The sequence below is a fragment of the Aerococcus mictus genome (assembly GCF_003286595.3).
In the GTDB taxonomy this organism is placed as follows: domain Bacteria; phylum Bacillota; class Bacilli; order Lactobacillales; family Aerococcaceae; genus Aerococcus; species Aerococcus mictus.
Genome location: NZ_CP132985.1, coordinates 1583436 through 1599407, shown reverse-complemented (window position 1 = coordinate 1599407; position 15972 = coordinate 1583436). Strand labels below are relative to the sequence as shown.

Here is a 15972-nt window from a genome sequence, read left to right as displayed (position 1 = left end):
AACCAATTTTACCAAGCGTAAAAACCGAAAAAGAAAGAGTTTTAAAACTTTTCGCATCATACAACTTAACCGGTGGTTAAGTGAATAAGGGCGTACGGTGAATGCCTTGGCACTAGGAGCCGATGAAGGACGGGACGAACACCGATATGCTTCGGGGAGCTGTAAGTAAGCTTTGATCCGGAGATTTCCGAATGGGGGAACCTCATTGTTTTTATCGACAATGGTCCATTCAGTGAACACATAGCTGAGTGGAAGGTAGACGTGGTGAACTGAAACATCTCAGTAGCCACAGGAAGAGAAAGAAAAATCGATTTCCCGAGTAGCGGCGAGCGAAACGGAAAGAGGCCAAACCAGCGTGCTTGCATGCTGGGGTTGTAGGACTGATGGACGGGAGTGAATGAGCTAGTCGAACGCCATGGAAAGGGCGATCAGAGAGGGTGACAATCCCGTAGGCGAAAGCTCAGCCACCTCATTCAGTATCCTGAGTACGGCGGTACACGTGAAATTCCGTCGGAATCCGCCAGGACCATCTGGCAAGCCTAAATACTCCCTAGTGACCGATAGTGAACCAGTACCGTGAGGGAAAGGTGAAAAGCACCCCGGAAGGGGAGTGAAAGAGTACCTGAAACCGTATGCCTACAAGCAGTCAGAGCCCGTTAAGGGGTGATGGCGTACTTTTTGTAGAACGGACCGGCGAGTGACGATAGCAAGCAAGGTTAAGCTGAAGAAGCGGAGCCACAGCGAAAGCGAGTCTGAAGAGGGCGTTGAGTTTGTTGTCGTCGACCCGAAACCAAGTGATCTACTCATGTCCAGGCTGAAGGTGTGGTAAAACACACTGGAGGGCCGAACCCACGTCTGTTGAAAAAGGCGGGGATGAGGTGTGGGTAGCGGTGAAATTCCAATCGAACTTGGAGATAGCTGGTTCTCTCCGAAATAGCTTTAGGGCTAGCCTCGGATGATGACTATTGGAGGTAGAGCACTGTTTGATCGAGGGGTCCATCCTGGATTACCGACATCTGATAAACTCCGAATGCCAAATAGTTTAGTCCGGGAGTCAGACTGCGAGTGATAAGATCCGTAGTCGAAAGGGAAAGAGCCCAGACCACCAGCTAAGGTCCCAAAGTTTCAGTTAAGTGGAAAAGGATGTGGGGTTGCTTAGACAACTAGGATGTTGGCTTAGAAGCAGCCATCATTGAAAGAGTGCGTAATAGCTCACTAGTCGAGTGACCCTGCGCCGAAAATGTACCGGGGCTAAACTGAACACCGAAGCTGTGGATCCATAGGATGGTAGGAGAGCGTTCTATAGGCAGAGAAGCATGATCGTGAGGACATGTGGAGCGTATAGAAGTGAGAATGCCGGTATGAGTAGCGAAAGACGGGTGAGAATCCCGTCCACCGAATGACTAAGGTTTCCTGGGGAAGGCTCGTCCTCCCAGGGTTAGTCGGGACCTAAGCCGAGACCGAAAGGGATAGGCGATGGACAACAGGTTGAGATTCCTGTACTTGTTTGATTTGTTTGAGCGATGGAAGGACACAGAAGGCTAAGCGGAGCGCGGAGATGGAAAAACGCGTCCAAGCAATAAGTGAGAAGGTGAGTGAAAGGCTTGCCTCAGACTTCATGAGTTGTGACGGGGAGGGAAATTTAGTACCGAAGCCGCCGACGTCACGCTGTCAAGAAAAGTTTCTAGTGAGAATCAAACAACCCGTACCGCAAACCGACACAGGTAGTCGAGTGGAGAACACTAAGGTGAGCGAGCGAACTCTCGTTAAGGAACTCGGCAAAATGACCCCGTAACTTCGGGAGAAGGGGTGCTGACCGCAAGGTCAGCCGCAGTGAATAGGCCCAAGCGACTGTTTATCAAAAACATAGGTCTCTGCCAAATCGAAAGATGATGTATAGAGGCTGACGCCTGCCCGGTGCTGGAAGGTTAAGAGGAAGGGTTAGCGTAAGCGAAGCTCTGAATTGAAGCCCCAGTAAACGGCGGCCGTAACTATAACGGTCCTAAGGTAGCGAAATTCCTTGTCAGGTAAGTTCTGACCCGCACGAAAGGCGTAACGATTTGGGCACTGTCTCAACGAGAGGCTCGGTGAAATTGTAGTACCAGTGAAGATGCTGGTTACCCGCGACAGGACGGAAAGACCCCATGGAGCTTTACTGTAGGTTGATATTGAATGTTTGTGCCACATGTACAGGATAGGTAGGAGCCATCGAAGTCGGGACGCTAGTCTCGATGGAGGCACTGGTGGGATACTACCCTTGTGGGATGACCATTCTAACCCGCGACCATTAGCTGGTCGGGAGACAGTGTCAGTCAGGCAGTTTGACTGGGGCGGTCGCCTCCTAAAGTGTAACGGAGGCGCCCAAAGGTTCCCTCAGAATGGTTGGAAATCATTCGCAGAGTGTAAAGGCAGAAGGGAGCTTGACTGCGAGACCTACAAGTCGAGCAGGGACGAAAGTCGGGCTTAGTGATCCGGTGGTTCCGCATGGAAGGGCCATCGCTCAACGGATAAAAGCTACCCTGGGGATAACAGGCTTATCTCCCCCAAGAGTTCACATCGACGGGGAGGTTTGGCACCTCGATGTCGGCTCATCGCATCCTGGGGCTGAAGTCGGTCCCAAGGGTTGGGCTGTTCGCCCATTAAAGCGGTACGCGAGCTGGGTTCAGAACGTCGTGAGACAGTTCGGTCCCTATCCGTCGCGGGCGTTGGAAATTTGAGAGGAGCTGTCCTTAGTACGAGAGGACCGGGATGGACACACCGCTGGTGTACCAGTTGTTCCACCAGGAGCATGGCTGGGTAGCTATGTGTGGACGGGATAAGCGCTGAAAGCATCTAAGCGTGAAGCCCCCCTCAAGATGAGATTTCCCATACTTTTAAAGTAGTAAGACCCCTGAAAGACGATCAGGTTGATAGGTTTGGAGTGGAAGCTTAGCAATAAGTGGAGCGGACAAATACTAATCGGTCGAGGACTTATCCAAAGGATAAGGTTGTATGAGGTTTAAGGGATGATGATAGATTCAGTTTTGAGCGAACAAGCTCAAAAAATAAATTGTACGGTGACGATGGCAAGAAGGACCCACCTGTATCCATACCGAACACAGCAGTTAAGCTTCTTAGCGCCGAATGTAGTTGGGGGTTGCCCCCTGTGAGACTAGGACGTTGCCGTGCAATCTTATTTTATTCCGCAATAGCTCAGTTGGTAGTAGCGCTTGACTGTTAATCAAGATGTCGTAGGTTCGAGTCCTACTTGCGGAGTTATGGCGAGTGAGTCCTCAGGCTTTAAGCTATTGGAGAGTTGTCCGAGAGGCCGAAGGAGCACGATTGGAAATCGTGTAAACGGGAGACCGTTTCAAGGGTTCGAATCCCTTACTCTCCGTTTTATATTTATTTTGTTGGCCCGTTGGTCAAGCGGTTAAGACACCGCCCTTTCACGGCGGTAACACGGGTTCGATTCCCGTACGGGTCATTACTTCTTTAAGAGTAATCAGGAGAATTAGCTCAGCTGGGAGAGCGTCTGCCTTACAAGCAGAATGTCGGGGGTTCGAGCCCCTCATTCTCCATTATTCATATATTGGTCCGGTGGTGTAGGGGTTAACATGCCTCCCTGTCACGGAGGAGATCGCGGGTTCAAATCCCGTCCGGACCGTTCTTATAATGGGGTCCGATAGCTCAGTTGGTAGAGCACTTGATTGAAGCTCAAGGTGTCGGCAGTTCGATTCTGTCTCGGACCATCCATTAGGAGGGATAGCGAAGCGGCCAAACGCAGCGGACTGTAAATCCGTTCCTTCGGGTTCAGAGGTTCGAATCCTCTTCCCTCCATAAAATGATAACTATTCTCATTTGAGAATAGGGACATAGTTTAACGGTAAAACTACGGTCTCCAAAACCGTCGATCTGGGTTCGATTCCTAGTGTCCCTGTTAAACCTGTTATATATCATATATATGGCGAACGTGGCGAAGTGGTTAACGCATCGGATTGTGGCTCCGACACTCGGGGGTTCGATTCCCCTCGTTCGCCCTTACATTGGGGTATCGCCAAGCGGTAAGGCAACAGACTTTGACTCTGTCATGCGTTGGTTCGAATCCAGCTACCCCAGTTTGATGATTATCATGCTAGTGGTAATTGTTTAGACCTCTTCTTAAAAGAAGAGGTTAGTTTTTAATTAAATATGGCGGTATAGCCAAGGGGTAAGGCACGGGTCTGCAAAACCTTTATCGCCGGTTCAAATCCGGCTACCGCCTTTTATATATAAGCCGGCGTGGCGGAATTGGCAGACGCGCGGGACTCAAAATCCCGTGTCCTCACGGACGTGTGGGTTCGACCCCCACCGCCGGCATTATGACGTAATCAAAGAACGTCAAAGAACTTTTTATGAATCCCTGGAAACGTTGATGTGACGGCGTTTCTAGGGGTTTTTTCATTTTCGAGAATGTCATAGAAAATCAAAGAAGTGAGAATTAGTTTGAACTATTTTTGAACTCTAACTCTTCCATGATATTGTCGATCTTTTCATTTTCCCTTTGTTCAAACTCGTCAATGAGATGAGAGTATTTTTCAAGGGTGATAGTTACATTTTTATGCCCTAACCGCTTACTGATGTAATGGATAGACATCCCTTTAAAAATCAACAGGCTGCAATGGGTGTGCCTTAAATCGTGGATACGGAGTACCGGCAAATTATTTTTCCGACATAGATCTTTAAAATATTCTCGTATGGCCGTGTCAGTAATAAAGGGATCATAATGTTCTTTGCCTACTTTTTCTACAAATAAATATTTGCTATTATGTGGTGTTTTTAACTTAAACTACTTAACAATTAACTGACACTCACGGCTGATTTTGATAGTCCTTTGCGCTGAAAAGGTTTTCCCTTCTGTAAATTTCCGATCGATAAAGCTATATGACCTTTTTACTGATAAGATGCCTTTATCGATATTTTCCCAGGCTAGGCCATAAATTCTCCGAGTCTCAATCCTGTGGACAGGGCGATGTATAAAAAGACGTTTTTGATATTAATCTCTTTTTTAAATAACTTAAACAGCGTTTTAGCTTCTGCTTCAGTATAATATTTTACCCGATGCGACCCTACGTTAGTGTAGTTAATCTTGGCGTCAAAAGCGGGATTACTGACGATTAGACCGTCATATTGAGCCCTTTTAAAGCATGCGTTGAGTCGCCCGTGCGTTTTACGTACGCTGTCTTGAGACCGGCCGTTTCCGCGTTTATTTAAAAATTCTTGGTACTCTTGTAATGTGATCTTAGTTAATTCTTCATCTCCAAAAAATTCTCTTACACGCTTTATCTCCGCGATATATTTGTTGTAAGTGCTTAGGGAGATATTTCCGGACATGCGATAGGTTTCACACCACTTTTCAAAGTAGTTAGCAAATATCTGCTCTTTAGGTTTCTTACCATACCAAGCTTCGTCAATGCTTTGACCTTTAAATAGTCGATCTTCCACTTTGGAGGCGAATAACTCTGCTTCTTTTTTAGTCCTAAATCCTTTCTTTGCTTTTGTTTTATTCTTGCCGTCTACTTGATAAGATACTCGACAATACCACTTTTTTGTCTTTTTATCTTTTTTAATACTAGCCATATATAATATCCTTCCTATTATTTCGATTGCTAATCTGGTATAATAGGATATGCAAAAGGCGCACATCCAATGTGTGTGTTTAGTTTGTTGCTCTACTCCCACAGCTTTGGTCGGTTTGGGGAGTAGGGCTTTTTATTTGTCTTAATCAGGTAAATTATCTACTGCATATTGTGCTTCTTCTGGAGTAAATTGTTCACCGTACTCTGATACAAGTTGATCATAGACTCTATCTTTAGACATAGCCATTTCGGTATAGTAGTTTTCAGCTTGTTTCAATGCATTCTTTTTCCAATCTGCTTCCACATTATCTATAGCATATTGAGCAGCTTCTGGGGAAAAGTTTTCACCGTATTCGGAAACAAGTTGATCATAAAGACGCGCTTTTGACAGGTACATCTTATTAGCATAATTATCTGCTTGTCTAAGGGCGTTCTTGTGTTCTTGAGGGACATTATCATCTTTAGCGGGTTCTTTTTCTTCTTTATCTGTGGATTTCTCAGTCGAATCTTTTGAAGATGTTGCTGTTTGACTTGAGGCGTCGCTTGATGATTGACTAGATTTATCATTACCACCCATAATGCCGCCGATTACAAGGAGTACTACAAGTACTAAAACGGCAATTCCAACCCACTTAAGGCATCCACCACGCTGCTTCACTTCGTTCCCATTCTCATCATACAATCTCTTTGCCATATTCTTCTCCTCCTATGGTATAATATTTTTGTCCGATCTTGCGCTCCTCTATGGGGCGCTTTTTTGTTTTATTAATAAAATAGCGGATAACCGTGGTTACTCGCTTACAGCCCTGAAGGCTCTACAATATATAAGTTAGTCCTTGAGACTCTCCTTATAGTATAGCAAGTAATAATTAAATTTTATTTATGAGACTCTATAATATATTCTCCAAAATTATTTAAAGAATTTGGTGGAAATCCAAATAACTCAATTATACTTTTTTCGTATATGTAAAACTTTTTATCTGAATACACTATAAATAAATCACGCAAGTCAATAAAAAATTGATTTAATGCATTTCTATCATTAAGAAGTATCAGTATTGAGAAAATAATTGAATATAAACCATTTTTAGGATAACCGTCAAAATATTTATCTAATTTTGCAGCTTTTAAATGAGAATATAATAAACTGTATTTTTCATTTAAGTGAATAGAAAACGAACGTTGTCCATGAGCTGAATTATTTCTGTATTGATAAACTTGTTGTAGTAATCTAAAGAAATAATCTTTTAAAACTTCAGGCTTTAAGTTAGGGGGAGAAACTAACATATTTCTTACTAGCATATCTTTATGAGGTTCTCTTAAAATCTGATACCAATTGACGATATTTCCAAAGCTAATAGATTTTGCAGCAATCCACGGGGGAAGATTGCCTTCTTCTTTAAAATAATGAATTGCGGAAATATCTGTATGCTTTTTTTCGTTTATATCTTTAACAATTTGACTTAACTTTCCTTTATGATATGAAGCTTGGCCGTAATTAATTTCCCTAAGGTATCTATTCTCATCAACGCCAAAGTTCTTAGCAATCATATATGAAAGTTGAGATTTTAATCGTTTTTCAACTAGCAGAGTATATTTGAAAATAATATTACTCATAGTAGTATCTATCCAATGGGCATTATATAGATCCGATAGTTTCGTACCGTCTTTAAATTCTTCATTTTCTGAATTGCTATCCTTTAAAAATAATTCCTTGTATCCGTTAATAATCGTATAGTAGGAATAATCTTTTAAAACAAGATCCAATAGATGTTCATCATCTATTATTAAATTTTTACTTTCCAGAATAGCACGCTGTTCTTTATAAGTTTTAAAAGTGTGCTTAAACTTTTGTCCCAAAACGCAAAGAAACCTCCAAACTACTTTCGCAGAATGAAGGTTTCTCTCGCAATTTCTATTTAAAGAAATCATTTCAGTTAACTTCATTCTACACTATAAAATAATATTGTCAACCAATGGGTTCAAAAAAGGACCCCTTATATAAGTAAAACTATTTTGCTAACAATAGTTTTGTTGGATTATATTTACAAAGTATAAAAATCTTTCTTCTTATAATTTACCCTTACATCGGTAAAACTCTATCACGCTTTTTACCACGTCATTGGGTACTCTAAATTCTTCAGCAATATCATAAATCGCCACGGTCTCTTTCCCTTTTAGAAATTCTTTTCAGTCAGAGTAGAGGATAAGTAACTGATAACTCCATTTGCGAGCCTGGCTCTCTTCTTTTAACTCCGAGTTACTCCCATAGTTAGTGATGTTATGACGCGTTCCTGTGTGGTAATGTCCAAATTCTTCAGCGAGTGTTGAATAGCTTTCCCAATCATTTAATTTACTTTTGTGGCTAGCTCAATAGTGTCTTTTTACTGTATATTGACTAATAATTTCCTTTATACCACCATTATAACCGCTTGATATAGGACATTAACGACGCCTGCCATGACAATAACTAAAATGGGATTGACTTTATATCTGATGAGTATGCCTAATGCAAGGCCGAAGATAACTACGGCGGTCCAGTTGATATTGGTTAAGCCAAGTGGAGCTTCTCCCCAAAAGGCAGAGATCAGTATTAATAAGCCGGCTGCAGCAATCATAGCTACCACCGCAGGACGTAGGGCGACTAGAACGTTCTGTAAGAGGTTAAGGTTACGGTATTTGAAGTAGAGACGGGCGATGATACTCACGATAATAATGGAAGGTAAGATTGAACCCAGAGTGGCAACCATAGCGCCCAGGGGTCCAGCTAACTTAGTTCCTACAAAGGTTGCGGAATTGATAGCGATCGGACCAGGGGTCATTTGCGAAATGGTGATCAGGTCGGTAAATTCCTGCATGGATAGCCAAGCATGATTTTCAACGATTTCTTCTTGGATGAGGGGGAGGGCAGCATAACCACCGCCGAAGCTAAAGGCTCCGACTTTTAGAAAGGAGATAAGTAATTGTAAATAAATCATGATTAGCGTCCTTTCCTACTTTGTAACCAGCTGTATATTACTCCTAGTCCAATGCAGCTTAAAATAATATAGATGATATTAACGGCAAAGAAGTAATTGGCAATAAAGGCAGCTAGCATAATAATGACCAAGATGGGTTGCTTGCGCCGCCAAACATCAGCGACCATGTCTAAGACAACGCCGGCGATAACGGCTGCCACGCCAGCCTGCATGCCTTCTAAGAGGGTCTTAACCCAGAAATTTTGGATAAATTGTTGGTAAAAGAGGGCAATCACTGAAATAATCAGCATGGGAGGCAAGATGGTCCCTAAAACAGAAACTAGGATACCGATAAAGCCAGCTAATTTGTAACCGATCACGATCGCGCCATTCACTGCGATTGCTCCGGGAGAAGATTGAGCAATCGCTACCAGGTCTAGCATTTCGTCTTCTTCAATCCAGCCATAATCATCCACAAAGGTCTTTTTCATGAGGGTAATGATGACATAGCCTCCACCAAAGGTAAAGGCAGAGAGGTAGAAAGTTGACCAAAAGAGTTTGACCAGCATCTGGCGCTTACTTTTTGAGTCTTTAAGCATTTTTTCGTACATTAAACAGACTCCTTCTTTAATAGTTATCTCTAGTTTACTTTTATATGGTTGATTAAGCAAAGAAATAAGCAAAGGGTTCTAGATATCATTGGTCTTTAGCTATCGATTATTATACAATGTAATATATACAACAAAGATTTAGAAAGGCTGGGAAAAATGGCAAAATTTAAACCAGGCACCTACCATGAAGAAGCTCAGGGCTTTCTGAATATGGTAGAAGTTGATGTAAAAGTTAGTGAAGATAAGATCGAAGATATTCAAGTTTCTGAAGCCGATTCAGAAAACGTTGGTAGCCTAGCCATCAAGCATTTGGTGAATCAGATTTTAGACCAACAAAGTGCTGATGTGGATGTTCTATCAGGCGCCACGCATTCCTCTGAAGGACTCATTCAGGCGGTCAAAGAAGCCTTAAGAATCGCGGCCGGTGAACCTGAACCTAATGAATTCACTCCAGGAACCTATTATGGTGAAGGAGACGGTTACAAGGGGAAAGTGTCCTTAGCAGTGACTGTTGACGAGAATGAAATTACCGATATTAAGTATCGGGGCATTGAAACGCCAGAACTTGGTGGCCAAGCCTCAGAAAAATTAATCCAACAAATCAAGGAAGATGGCAGCAAGCGTGAATTTGATGTGGTCTCTGGGGCAACCTATACCACGATGGGGATGCAATACGCCCTAGACCGGGCCTTAGCCTATGCTAGAGGGGATGAAGATCCTGACGCTGAACCTTACTCCTTCCAAACCGATACCCGGGTAGATTTTGGAACAGGTTGGTTAACCTTGGATGAAGTCCAAGCTATCCTTGACAACTTAGAAGTGGAAATTTCTTTTGTCGATAAGCAAAACCGCTTCCTCTACTATAACAAACGCCGCCACCAAGAAGACGCGGGGACGCCACGCTCTCCCGTGACTTTAGGGGGCAATGTTTCTGACTGCCACCCACCACAAATCCGTACCAAGGTGGAAGGGATTATGGAAGACCTCCATCATGGTCGTCGTCGCAGTGAGAGTATGTGGTACACCAAGGGTAATGGGAATAAGGTCTACTTACACTACCGTCCGATCTATGACCAAAAAGGCCGTTATCTTGGGGTCTTAGAAACCGTTCAAAATGGGAAACCCTTTATTGATACCGCGGAATCCTCTTGGGACCGGACCTTGCATGATCCACATGTACCAAATCCATTCTTGGGCGAAACCGCTGAAGACGTTAACCAATGGTATCAAGAACGCTACGAAGCGGGTCTTGATGATGAACTCCAACATGCCATTGAGAAACCTTATATTGAAGCTAGCGAGGGCGGCCCAAGACCAGATACGGTATCCAAGGCAACTTCAAAAGCTAAGGATAAGGAAGAGAGCCAAAGCAGTGATGTGGTTTCTGGTGCCTCACAACATGAGCATAAGATGCCTAATCCAATGCCTAAAGAAGAAATTGAAAGAGGCCGAGATAGCGTTTCTGGGCCAACCGCGCCTCATTAAAGAGCGGCCAATTTAAAATAATTCACTAAAAAACCTCAAGCCAGGCTAGCATTTGCCTAAGCTTGAGGTCTTTTGTTTAAAGAATATTTTCATAGAAGAAGTCTTGCAGGTCTAACTTAACTAAACGGTAAGTCCAGCGGGGAACAAAGAATTGAAATTGCCGGATAAGTTCTCCTTGGGGGTTATATTCCCCGAGGATATTAGTCATTCCGCTAGTGGTAATATAGTTGCCTTTATAGACTTGGGCTGAGGAAACGATGGAGGAATAGGGCACTGGAAAGGCCTGGACCAGGTCATAGCTTCCGCTCGCTTCATCCACCTGTAAATTATAAAAGTAAGAGTAAGCGTCAAGCACTTCTGGATCAAATTCTTCGCTCATTTCCTGAGGTAGGTCGATAACCAGGTCATCTCGGGTACCCAGACGCCAGTAGTTATTATCGAAGAGGGTTAAATTGTAAAAGCCATCATTAATCGCATTGGATTGGAAACGAACACTATGTTGGCCGCCAGTCGGCTTAAAGTCGCTGTCAGGGGTGAGCAGGTAATACTCATAACCTGTTCCTGCCCAAACTGCTTCCGGCCCGATAATATAGTCGACCGTCACTTGGTCAAAGACATTGGATAATTTGATCAGTGACGAAGTTTCCCTGGAAGAGAGAATCAGTTCATCGCCATTAATCACATCAATGGCATTAATATGAATCCAATCTAAATTGGTCAGATTACCTTCATCATCAAGAACATTAAATCCGTCAGCGCTGTAGTCAATATCACTAAAATCTTGGTCGGGATGTTCAGCTAAATAATTAGCAATTTCATTTTGAGCCCGGTTTTGATGGGTGGCCATCACGGGTTGGAAATAATTAGGAAAAATCGCCTTTAAGTCGATCAGTTCCTGACTTTCACCAGTCCGTAAATCGAGATAGGTGATGGTGTCTTCAATGGTATCCGTCTGATCGTTAGTGGTTAGTAGGAAGGCCGCATCTTTTTTCTCATTGACGATAAAGTCATGGTGGACAGAATGATTAGGTAGTTCATAGATGCGAACTGGTTGACCTAAGCCATTTAGGACGGCTAATTTGCCGTTGCTTACCCGAACCAGCAGGTGTTGTTTATCCAGAAATTGATAGTTTTCTAAGCGGGCGCCGTCAGAGACCAATTCAGAGCGAACGAGTCCGTTATTATCATATAAATAGGAAAACTTGGCATTATCCTGGTCGCTGCCCATGCTGGCATAGAAACCATCTGTTAGTTCTTCCCTGCCAGAGTCGTAGAGGACGTCCATTTTGGTCTCGTAGTCAGTGGCCTGGATATCGGGAGCACTAATCTGAAATTGATAGTCTGTTAACTTGTTATCATCAGCATCGTAGAGATTAACCGTCAGTTGGTTAGCTTCATTAGGCACCAGACCGATCATGGTAAATTCGTAAGCACTAGGATCCTGACTGTAGTTGACCGGTTCGAAGGTGAGGACATCACTAGATTCAGACTCGATACTATAGGTCACTTTGCCAATGTCTTGATCAGGATCAGGCAAGTAAGTATAGATGGATTGGGTAAATGTCCCAAAGGGGTTCATAATGAAAAGCCCATCATCATAGGACTTGTGCTTGGATTGCAAGTTTTTGATCTGGTCAGAAATGCTTGCTTGGACTTCTTCATCATAATAGGACAGGTCGAGAGCCTGAACTTGGTCAGTCAAGCTTAAAAGCTTCTCGCCTGATTCGATCCTGTCGCTGACCGGTTGATAGATTTCCTTATAATCACTGAGAGACTGGCTAGTGTGATTAGGCAGCTGACAGCCAGCTAATAGGCACAAGGCCAGTATAATAAGATATTTAATGATAAAACTCCCCTTTAAATACAAATTTTAAACATGAAGGTACATTTTATCATAAAAGCTTTATTTATTATAGGGATAAAACCATTATTTAGGTGAGAAAGTTGTTATAATAAGGTAAGCCATTTTGCAAGAATAATAGCTTTAAAGAGCAAAGCTTACTCGTGAAAGGAGGTCAAATAATGAAAAGAAGATGGTTACCTGTTCTCACATTAGGAGCGCTTCTTGGCCTAGGATTGAGGTCCCTCTACAAGCACTTGGACCAAGGCCACGCGCCGCAAAGCAGTGACTTAATTATCGTGGCCGAGGGACCGGCAGTCGAACGGGCTGAAAAGGCGGTGCAGTTATTGCAAGCAGGCTATAGTCGGGCTGATAAAATGATTGTTTCTCCCCGCTATACTGATGTGGGGGAAGATTTATTTGCAGGTTACCAGCAATTGGGAGCCAAGCGGGAGAACTTAATCGAAGAAAAGCAGGCCACTTCTACCTGGACCAACGCGACAACTTCACTAGCTCTCATGGATGATCTGGGTTATCATTCTGCCATTGTCGTGACCAGTGACTATCATATGAGACGGACGCGGCTGGCTTTTGAGCGAGCTAACCGCGACTACGGCTTCCAACTCAATTTTGTGAGCGCCTATTTTCAAGGGGAAAGCTATCCAAATCACCCCTATACCCAGAACATGGCCTTGCAAGAGTTGTATAAGTATATTGGTTATTGCTTGCATTTATATCATTGGATTGATTTGTAAAGATAAGCGAGGTCAAGAATAGGTAAATTGGCCTCAAGTCGCTAAGTGATTACAGGACAGAATAGCAAAAATCCATTAAATAAAAGAGGTTAGGTGAATGATCCTAACCTCTTTTTTACATTATATAGCTTATTTAGCGTGAGCTAATACTTGGGCTTTTTCTTTGGCTTGACGTTTGCTTTCTTCGCGTTGGACTTGTTCTAAGCTCTTATAAGGGCGGCGTTGTTCGAAAAATCTTAACATAATGGTTTTCATCCTTTCTCGTTGTTGATTTTTACCTTTTAGCTTGGCCAATCATTGGCCTTATGTAAATTTTACGTAAACTATTCTAGCGTATTGTAAATTTAATGTAAAGCTAATTCCGGGTCTTTTTACATTTAATTAACATTTCCTAGAGATTTCTTAATCATCCCTTATAAATTTACTTATTAGTTAATATTTGTAAAAAGACCTATTTTTATTTACCGAAAAAATACCTATTATTTACAAACTTTACTCAAAAGCGGCGCTAGAATTTACATTGCTTGGCTAAAATGGACAATGTACTTTAATGGAAAGGAGAAATCACATGAAGTTTTTGCATCTTTCGGATACCCATTACTTGGATAATTACCAAGGCGAGTTTGAAGTGTTTGGGATCGACTATGAACCCCATGAAAAACTTTTTCACGCTTTAGAGACTTTTGATTTTAATAGCGTGGATTTTGTGGTGAATACAGGGGATTTAATTCATGATGGTGGCGTAGAGGATTATCAGGCTCTTGACCGGATATTGCGGTCTTACATGCCTAAAGATATGCCACTTTATTATGTATTGGGCAACCACGACAATAAGGCAGCTTTTTATCAAGCCTTGTACGGCAAGGAAGCTGATGAAGGATTGAACTATGTGGTTGATTTTCAAGGCTATCGCTTAATTATCTTAGATACTGCCGAACAAAGTCGTCACCACGGTATCATTTCAAAAGAATTAGAAGCTTGGTTAGCTGATCAATTAGCCAAGCCTAGTGAAAAGGGAACCTTACTTTTCCACCACCATCCGCTTGTCATCGGCTGGGAACCAGGAATTATCGAAACAGAGATTAGTGACAGCTATTTGGACCTATTAGAAGCGTCCGATGTACGGGGAATTTTCACCGGACATCTCCATGAAAATCGCCATGCCATGGTTAGAAATATTCCACAACACACGGCGGCTTCATTGGCTTTTGGTTTAGAACAAGTTGGAGATGTGGCTTTCTTTACTGATCAATTGGGTTATTCCGTGGTTGAAGTGAATGATGAAACCATTGATGTCTTTACCAAGACAACGAATCCCGTCACGGAACGCTACAAGCAACAAAGATTATAAGTTATTGGTCGCTAGTTATCGCTTAAAGGAGTAGGCAAATGAAACTAAAGAAATGGTTGTTGGGTGGTTTAACCTTACTTACAGGTTTATCACTGGCCGCTTGCGGCAATAGCTCAGGTGGCAATGAAAGTGCTGCTTCAGACGGGCCAATTGAAATTGAATATTGGCATCCTAATGGTGATACCAAAGGAGGGCCAACCGTCACTGAATTAATTAATGAGTTTAACGAGTCTCAAGACGAAGTCCATGTGACAGGTGTCTTTCAATCAGGAACCTTCCAAGGCTTAATGTAAAACTTGCAAACCAATGCTGCAGCGGGGAAGACGCCAGCTCTGGTTCAAGTCGGTTGGTCTTACCGTGAATACTTTGCTAATAACTTTGAATACAGTCAACCTCAAGACATTATTGACAACTTATCAAAAGAGGATAGTAGTTTTATCTCTGATAAGTTTGAAGAAAACATCTATAACTTAGCCACTGCTAATGATGGTTCCCAAGTTGGCCTCCCTTATTCCTTATCGGTAGCTGTTATTTATTTAAATATGGATATTTTGAACGAAGCCGGGGTTAATAAAGACGAGCTGAAGACATGGGAAGATATCCGCCAAGCTGCGCAAACGATAAGCCAAAATACTGATCACATCGGCCTCTATATCCAAGAAGCCCAAGATAATTGGAATATCCAGGCTATGGTAGAGTCGAATGGATCCCAGGTGCTAAAAGATGGCAAAGCTGCTTTTGCTGATGAAAAGGGTAAGGAAACTTACCAGTTTTATCAAGATATGGTTGAAGAAGGAAGCGCCCTCCATGCTACTGGTGAGGAGGGGCAACAAGCCTTTATCTCAGGAAACATCGGTATGTGGCACCAATCGGTTGCTCATCGGACCAATGTGATGAAGAATGCCAATTTTGAAGCGGTAGCGATTCCTTCGCCTGCCTTTGAAGGTGAAGAGAATAACAAACCGGCAGGCGGATCCATGCTAGTGGTTACTGGCCAAGATGAAGAACAACAATTAGCTGCTTGGAAATTTATGAAGTTCTTATATGAACCAGATAACATTGCTGCGTGGACTGCTGGAACAGGTTATGTTCCACCAACAAAAGATGCCTCTGAAAATGACGATTTACAAGCCTTAATTAAGGACGATAAAATCTTCCCAGCTGCTTATGCCAACTTAGAAAACATGGTTCCCTGGGCACCATTCCCTGGAGACTCCGGGATGCAAGCAGAAAAAATGCTTATTGACCTCAAAGACCGTGTCTTAAGTGGCGCTGACGTAGAGACTGAAGTCACGAAGACCCAGAATGAAATTAACCAATTGATTAAATAAGAATGCTTGATATTTGGAAGTTAAGTATGTCTATTCATTTAAGAT

Annotated in this window: 11 protein-coding genes, 12 tRNA genes, 2 rRNA genes and 1 pseudogene; 19 read left to right on the top strand and 7 right to left on the bottom strand. The window is 42.8% G+C overall.

Translation table 11 applies throughout. The annotated features are described in order from the left end of the window. Nucleotides 1-74 precede the first annotated feature (74 nt). The 14 genes from DBT49_RS07330 (at nucleotide 75) to DBT49_RS07265 (ending at nucleotide 4338) form a co-directional block, all read left to right on the top strand. Nucleotides 75-2978 (top strand): 23S ribosomal RNA (locus tag DBT49_RS07330). 74 nt (nucleotides 2979-3052) lie between these two features. Then, nucleotides 3053-3168 (top strand): 5S ribosomal RNA (rrf, locus tag DBT49_RS07325). 13 nt (nucleotides 3169-3181) lie between these two features. Continuing rightward, nucleotides 3182-3255: transfer RNA gene (locus DBT49_RS07320), tRNA-Asn, on the top strand. A 34-nt stretch (nucleotides 3256-3289) separates the two neighbouring features. After that, a tRNA-Ser gene (locus DBT49_RS07315) sits at nucleotides 3290-3376 on the top strand. Nucleotides 3377-3394: 18 nt separating this feature from the next. Beyond that, nucleotides 3395-3466 (top strand) — tRNA-Glu (locus DBT49_RS07310). A 21-nt stretch (nucleotides 3467-3487) separates the two neighbouring features. Further along, nucleotides 3488-3560: transfer RNA gene (locus DBT49_RS07305), tRNA-Val, on the top strand. A gap of 13 nt (nucleotides 3561-3573) precedes the next feature. After that, nucleotides 3574-3646: transfer RNA gene (locus tag DBT49_RS07300), tRNA-Asp, on the top strand. A gap of 12 nt (nucleotides 3647-3658) precedes the next feature. Next, nucleotides 3659-3731: transfer RNA gene (locus DBT49_RS07295), tRNA-Phe, on the top strand. Nucleotides 3732-3738: 7 nt separating this feature from the next. Then, nucleotides 3739-3819: transfer RNA gene (locus DBT49_RS07290), tRNA-Tyr, on the top strand. Nucleotides 3820-3848: 29 nt separating this feature from the next. After that, nucleotides 3849-3919, top strand: a tRNA-Trp gene (locus DBT49_RS07285). 27 nt (nucleotides 3920-3946) lie between these two features. Beyond that, nucleotides 3947-4019, top strand: a tRNA-His gene (locus DBT49_RS07280). 7 nt (nucleotides 4020-4026) lie between these two features. After that, nucleotides 4027-4098: transfer RNA gene (locus DBT49_RS07275), tRNA-Gln, on the top strand. Between the two features lie 74 nt (nucleotides 4099-4172). Further along, nucleotides 4173-4243: transfer RNA gene (locus DBT49_RS07270), tRNA-Cys, on the top strand. An 11-nt stretch (nucleotides 4244-4254) separates the two neighbouring features. Continuing rightward, a tRNA-Leu gene (locus tag DBT49_RS07265) sits at nucleotides 4255-4338 on the top strand. 121 nt (nucleotides 4339-4459) lie between these two features. Here the strand turns inward: DBT49_RS07265 and DBT49_RS09765 are convergent. The 6 genes and pseudogenes from DBT49_RS09765 to DBT49_RS07240 form a co-directional block, all read right to left on the bottom strand. Then, a pseudogene (locus tag DBT49_RS09765) lies at nucleotides 4460-4777 on the bottom strand (tyrosine-type recombinase/integrase); the annotation flags it as partial. Nucleotides 4778-4947: 170 nt separating this feature from the next. Beyond that, nucleotides 4948-5598 (bottom strand): Arm DNA-binding domain-containing protein, encoded by a 651-nt coding sequence (locus DBT49_RS07260; RefSeq protein WP_070560372.1) that lies wholly within the window; start codon nucleotides 5596-5598, stop codon nucleotides 4948-4950. Between the two features lie 141 nt (nucleotides 5599-5739). Next, nucleotides 5740-6291: an Ltp family lipoprotein gene (locus tag DBT49_RS07255; protein WP_101560550.1), complete on the bottom strand. Its 552-nt coding sequence runs from the start codon at nucleotides 6289-6291 to the stop codon at nucleotides 5740-5742. A gap of 182 nt (nucleotides 6292-6473) precedes the next feature. Beyond that, nucleotides 6474-7457 carry an Abi family protein gene (locus DBT49_RS07250; protein WP_168163211.1) on the bottom strand — a complete coding sequence of 328 codons (984 nt, stop codon included), beginning with the start codon at nucleotides 7455-7457 and terminating at the stop codon, nucleotides 6474-6476. Between the two features lie 551 nt (nucleotides 7458-8008). Further along, complete coding sequence (locus DBT49_RS07245; protein ID WP_070560376.1) at nucleotides 8009-8575, bottom strand: chromate transporter; 567 nt, start codon at nucleotides 8573-8575, stop codon at nucleotides 8009-8011. A gap of 2 nt (nucleotides 8576-8577) precedes the next feature. After that, nucleotides 8578-9165, bottom strand: coding sequence for a chromate transporter (locus DBT49_RS07240; RefSeq protein WP_082888666.1), 588 nt, complete (start codon nucleotides 9163-9165; stop codon nucleotides 8578-8580). Nucleotides 9166-9321: 156 nt separating this feature from the next. Between DBT49_RS07240 and DBT49_RS07235 the strand changes: the two genes are divergently transcribed. Then, nucleotides 9322-10650, top strand: coding sequence for an FMN-binding protein (locus DBT49_RS07235; RefSeq protein WP_070560378.1), 1329 nt, complete (start codon nucleotides 9322-9324; stop codon nucleotides 10648-10650). A 76-nt stretch (nucleotides 10651-10726) separates the two neighbouring features. On the opposite strand, the gene DBT49_RS07230 is transcribed toward DBT49_RS07235, so the two are convergent. Next, nucleotides 10727-12352: an aryl-sulfate sulfotransferase gene (locus DBT49_RS07230; RefSeq protein ID WP_141745225.1), complete on the bottom strand. Its 1626-nt coding sequence runs from the start codon at nucleotides 12350-12352 to the stop codon at nucleotides 10727-10729. 320 nt (nucleotides 12353-12672) lie between these two features. Between DBT49_RS07230 and DBT49_RS07225 the strand changes: the two genes are divergently transcribed. The 4 genes from DBT49_RS07225 (at nucleotide 12673) to DBT49_RS07210 (ending at nucleotide 15927) form a co-directional block, all read left to right on the top strand. Beyond that, on the top strand, nucleotides 12673-13245 hold the full coding sequence (locus DBT49_RS07225; protein WP_083300531.1) for a YdcF family protein: 573 nt from the start codon (nucleotides 12673-12675) through the stop codon (nucleotides 13243-13245). Between the two features lie 568 nt (nucleotides 13246-13813). Further along, complete coding sequence (locus tag DBT49_RS07220) at nucleotides 13814-14596, top strand: metallophosphoesterase family protein (RefSeq protein ID WP_070560384.1); 783 nt, start codon at nucleotides 13814-13816, stop codon at nucleotides 14594-14596. A 38-nt stretch (nucleotides 14597-14634) separates the two neighbouring features. After that, nucleotides 14635-14889: a hypothetical protein gene (locus tag DBT49_RS07215; RefSeq protein ID WP_224785037.1), complete on the top strand. Its 255-nt coding sequence runs from the start codon at nucleotides 14635-14637 to the stop codon at nucleotides 14887-14889. A gap of 3 nt (nucleotides 14890-14892) precedes the next feature. Next, the gene (locus DBT49_RS07210; RefSeq protein ID WP_224785038.1) at nucleotides 14893-15927 is read left to right on the top strand and encodes an extracellular solute-binding protein; all 1035 of its coding nucleotides are present in this window, start codon (nucleotides 14893-14895) and stop codon (nucleotides 15925-15927) included. Nucleotides 15928-15972: the final 45 nt, after the last annotated feature.

Bases quoted from the DNA above. Each gene is read 5' to 3' on its own strand.
- DBT49_RS07255 (WP_101560550.1), bottom strand. From the start codon at position 6,291: ATGGCAAAGAGATTGTATGATGAGAATGGGAACGAAGTGAAGCAGCGT.
- DBT49_RS07245 (WP_070560376.1), bottom strand. From the start codon at position 8,575: ATGATTTATTTACAATTACTTATCTCCTTTCTAAAAGTCGGAGCCTTT.
- DBT49_RS07235 (WP_070560378.1), top strand. From the start codon at position 9,322: ATGGCAAAATTTAAACCAGGCACCTACCATGAAGAAGCTCAGGGCTTT.
- DBT49_RS07260 (WP_070560372.1), bottom strand. From the start codon at position 5,598: ATGGCTAGTATTAAAAAAGATAAAAAGACAAAAAAGTGGTATTGTCGA.
- DBT49_RS07225 (WP_083300531.1), top strand. From the start codon at position 12,673: ATGAAAAGAAGATGGTTACCTGTTCTCACATTAGGAGCGCTTCTTGGC.
- DBT49_RS07240 (WP_082888666.1), bottom strand. From the start codon at position 9,165: ATGTACGAAAAAATGCTTAAAGACTCAAAAAGTAAGCGCCAGATGCTG.
- DBT49_RS07215 (WP_224785037.1), top strand. From the start codon at position 14,635: ATGAAACTAAAGAAATGGTTGTTGGGTGGTTTAACCTTACTTACAGGT.
- DBT49_RS07220 (WP_070560384.1), top strand. From the start codon at position 13,814: ATGAAGTTTTTGCATCTTTCGGATACCCATTACTTGGATAATTACCAA.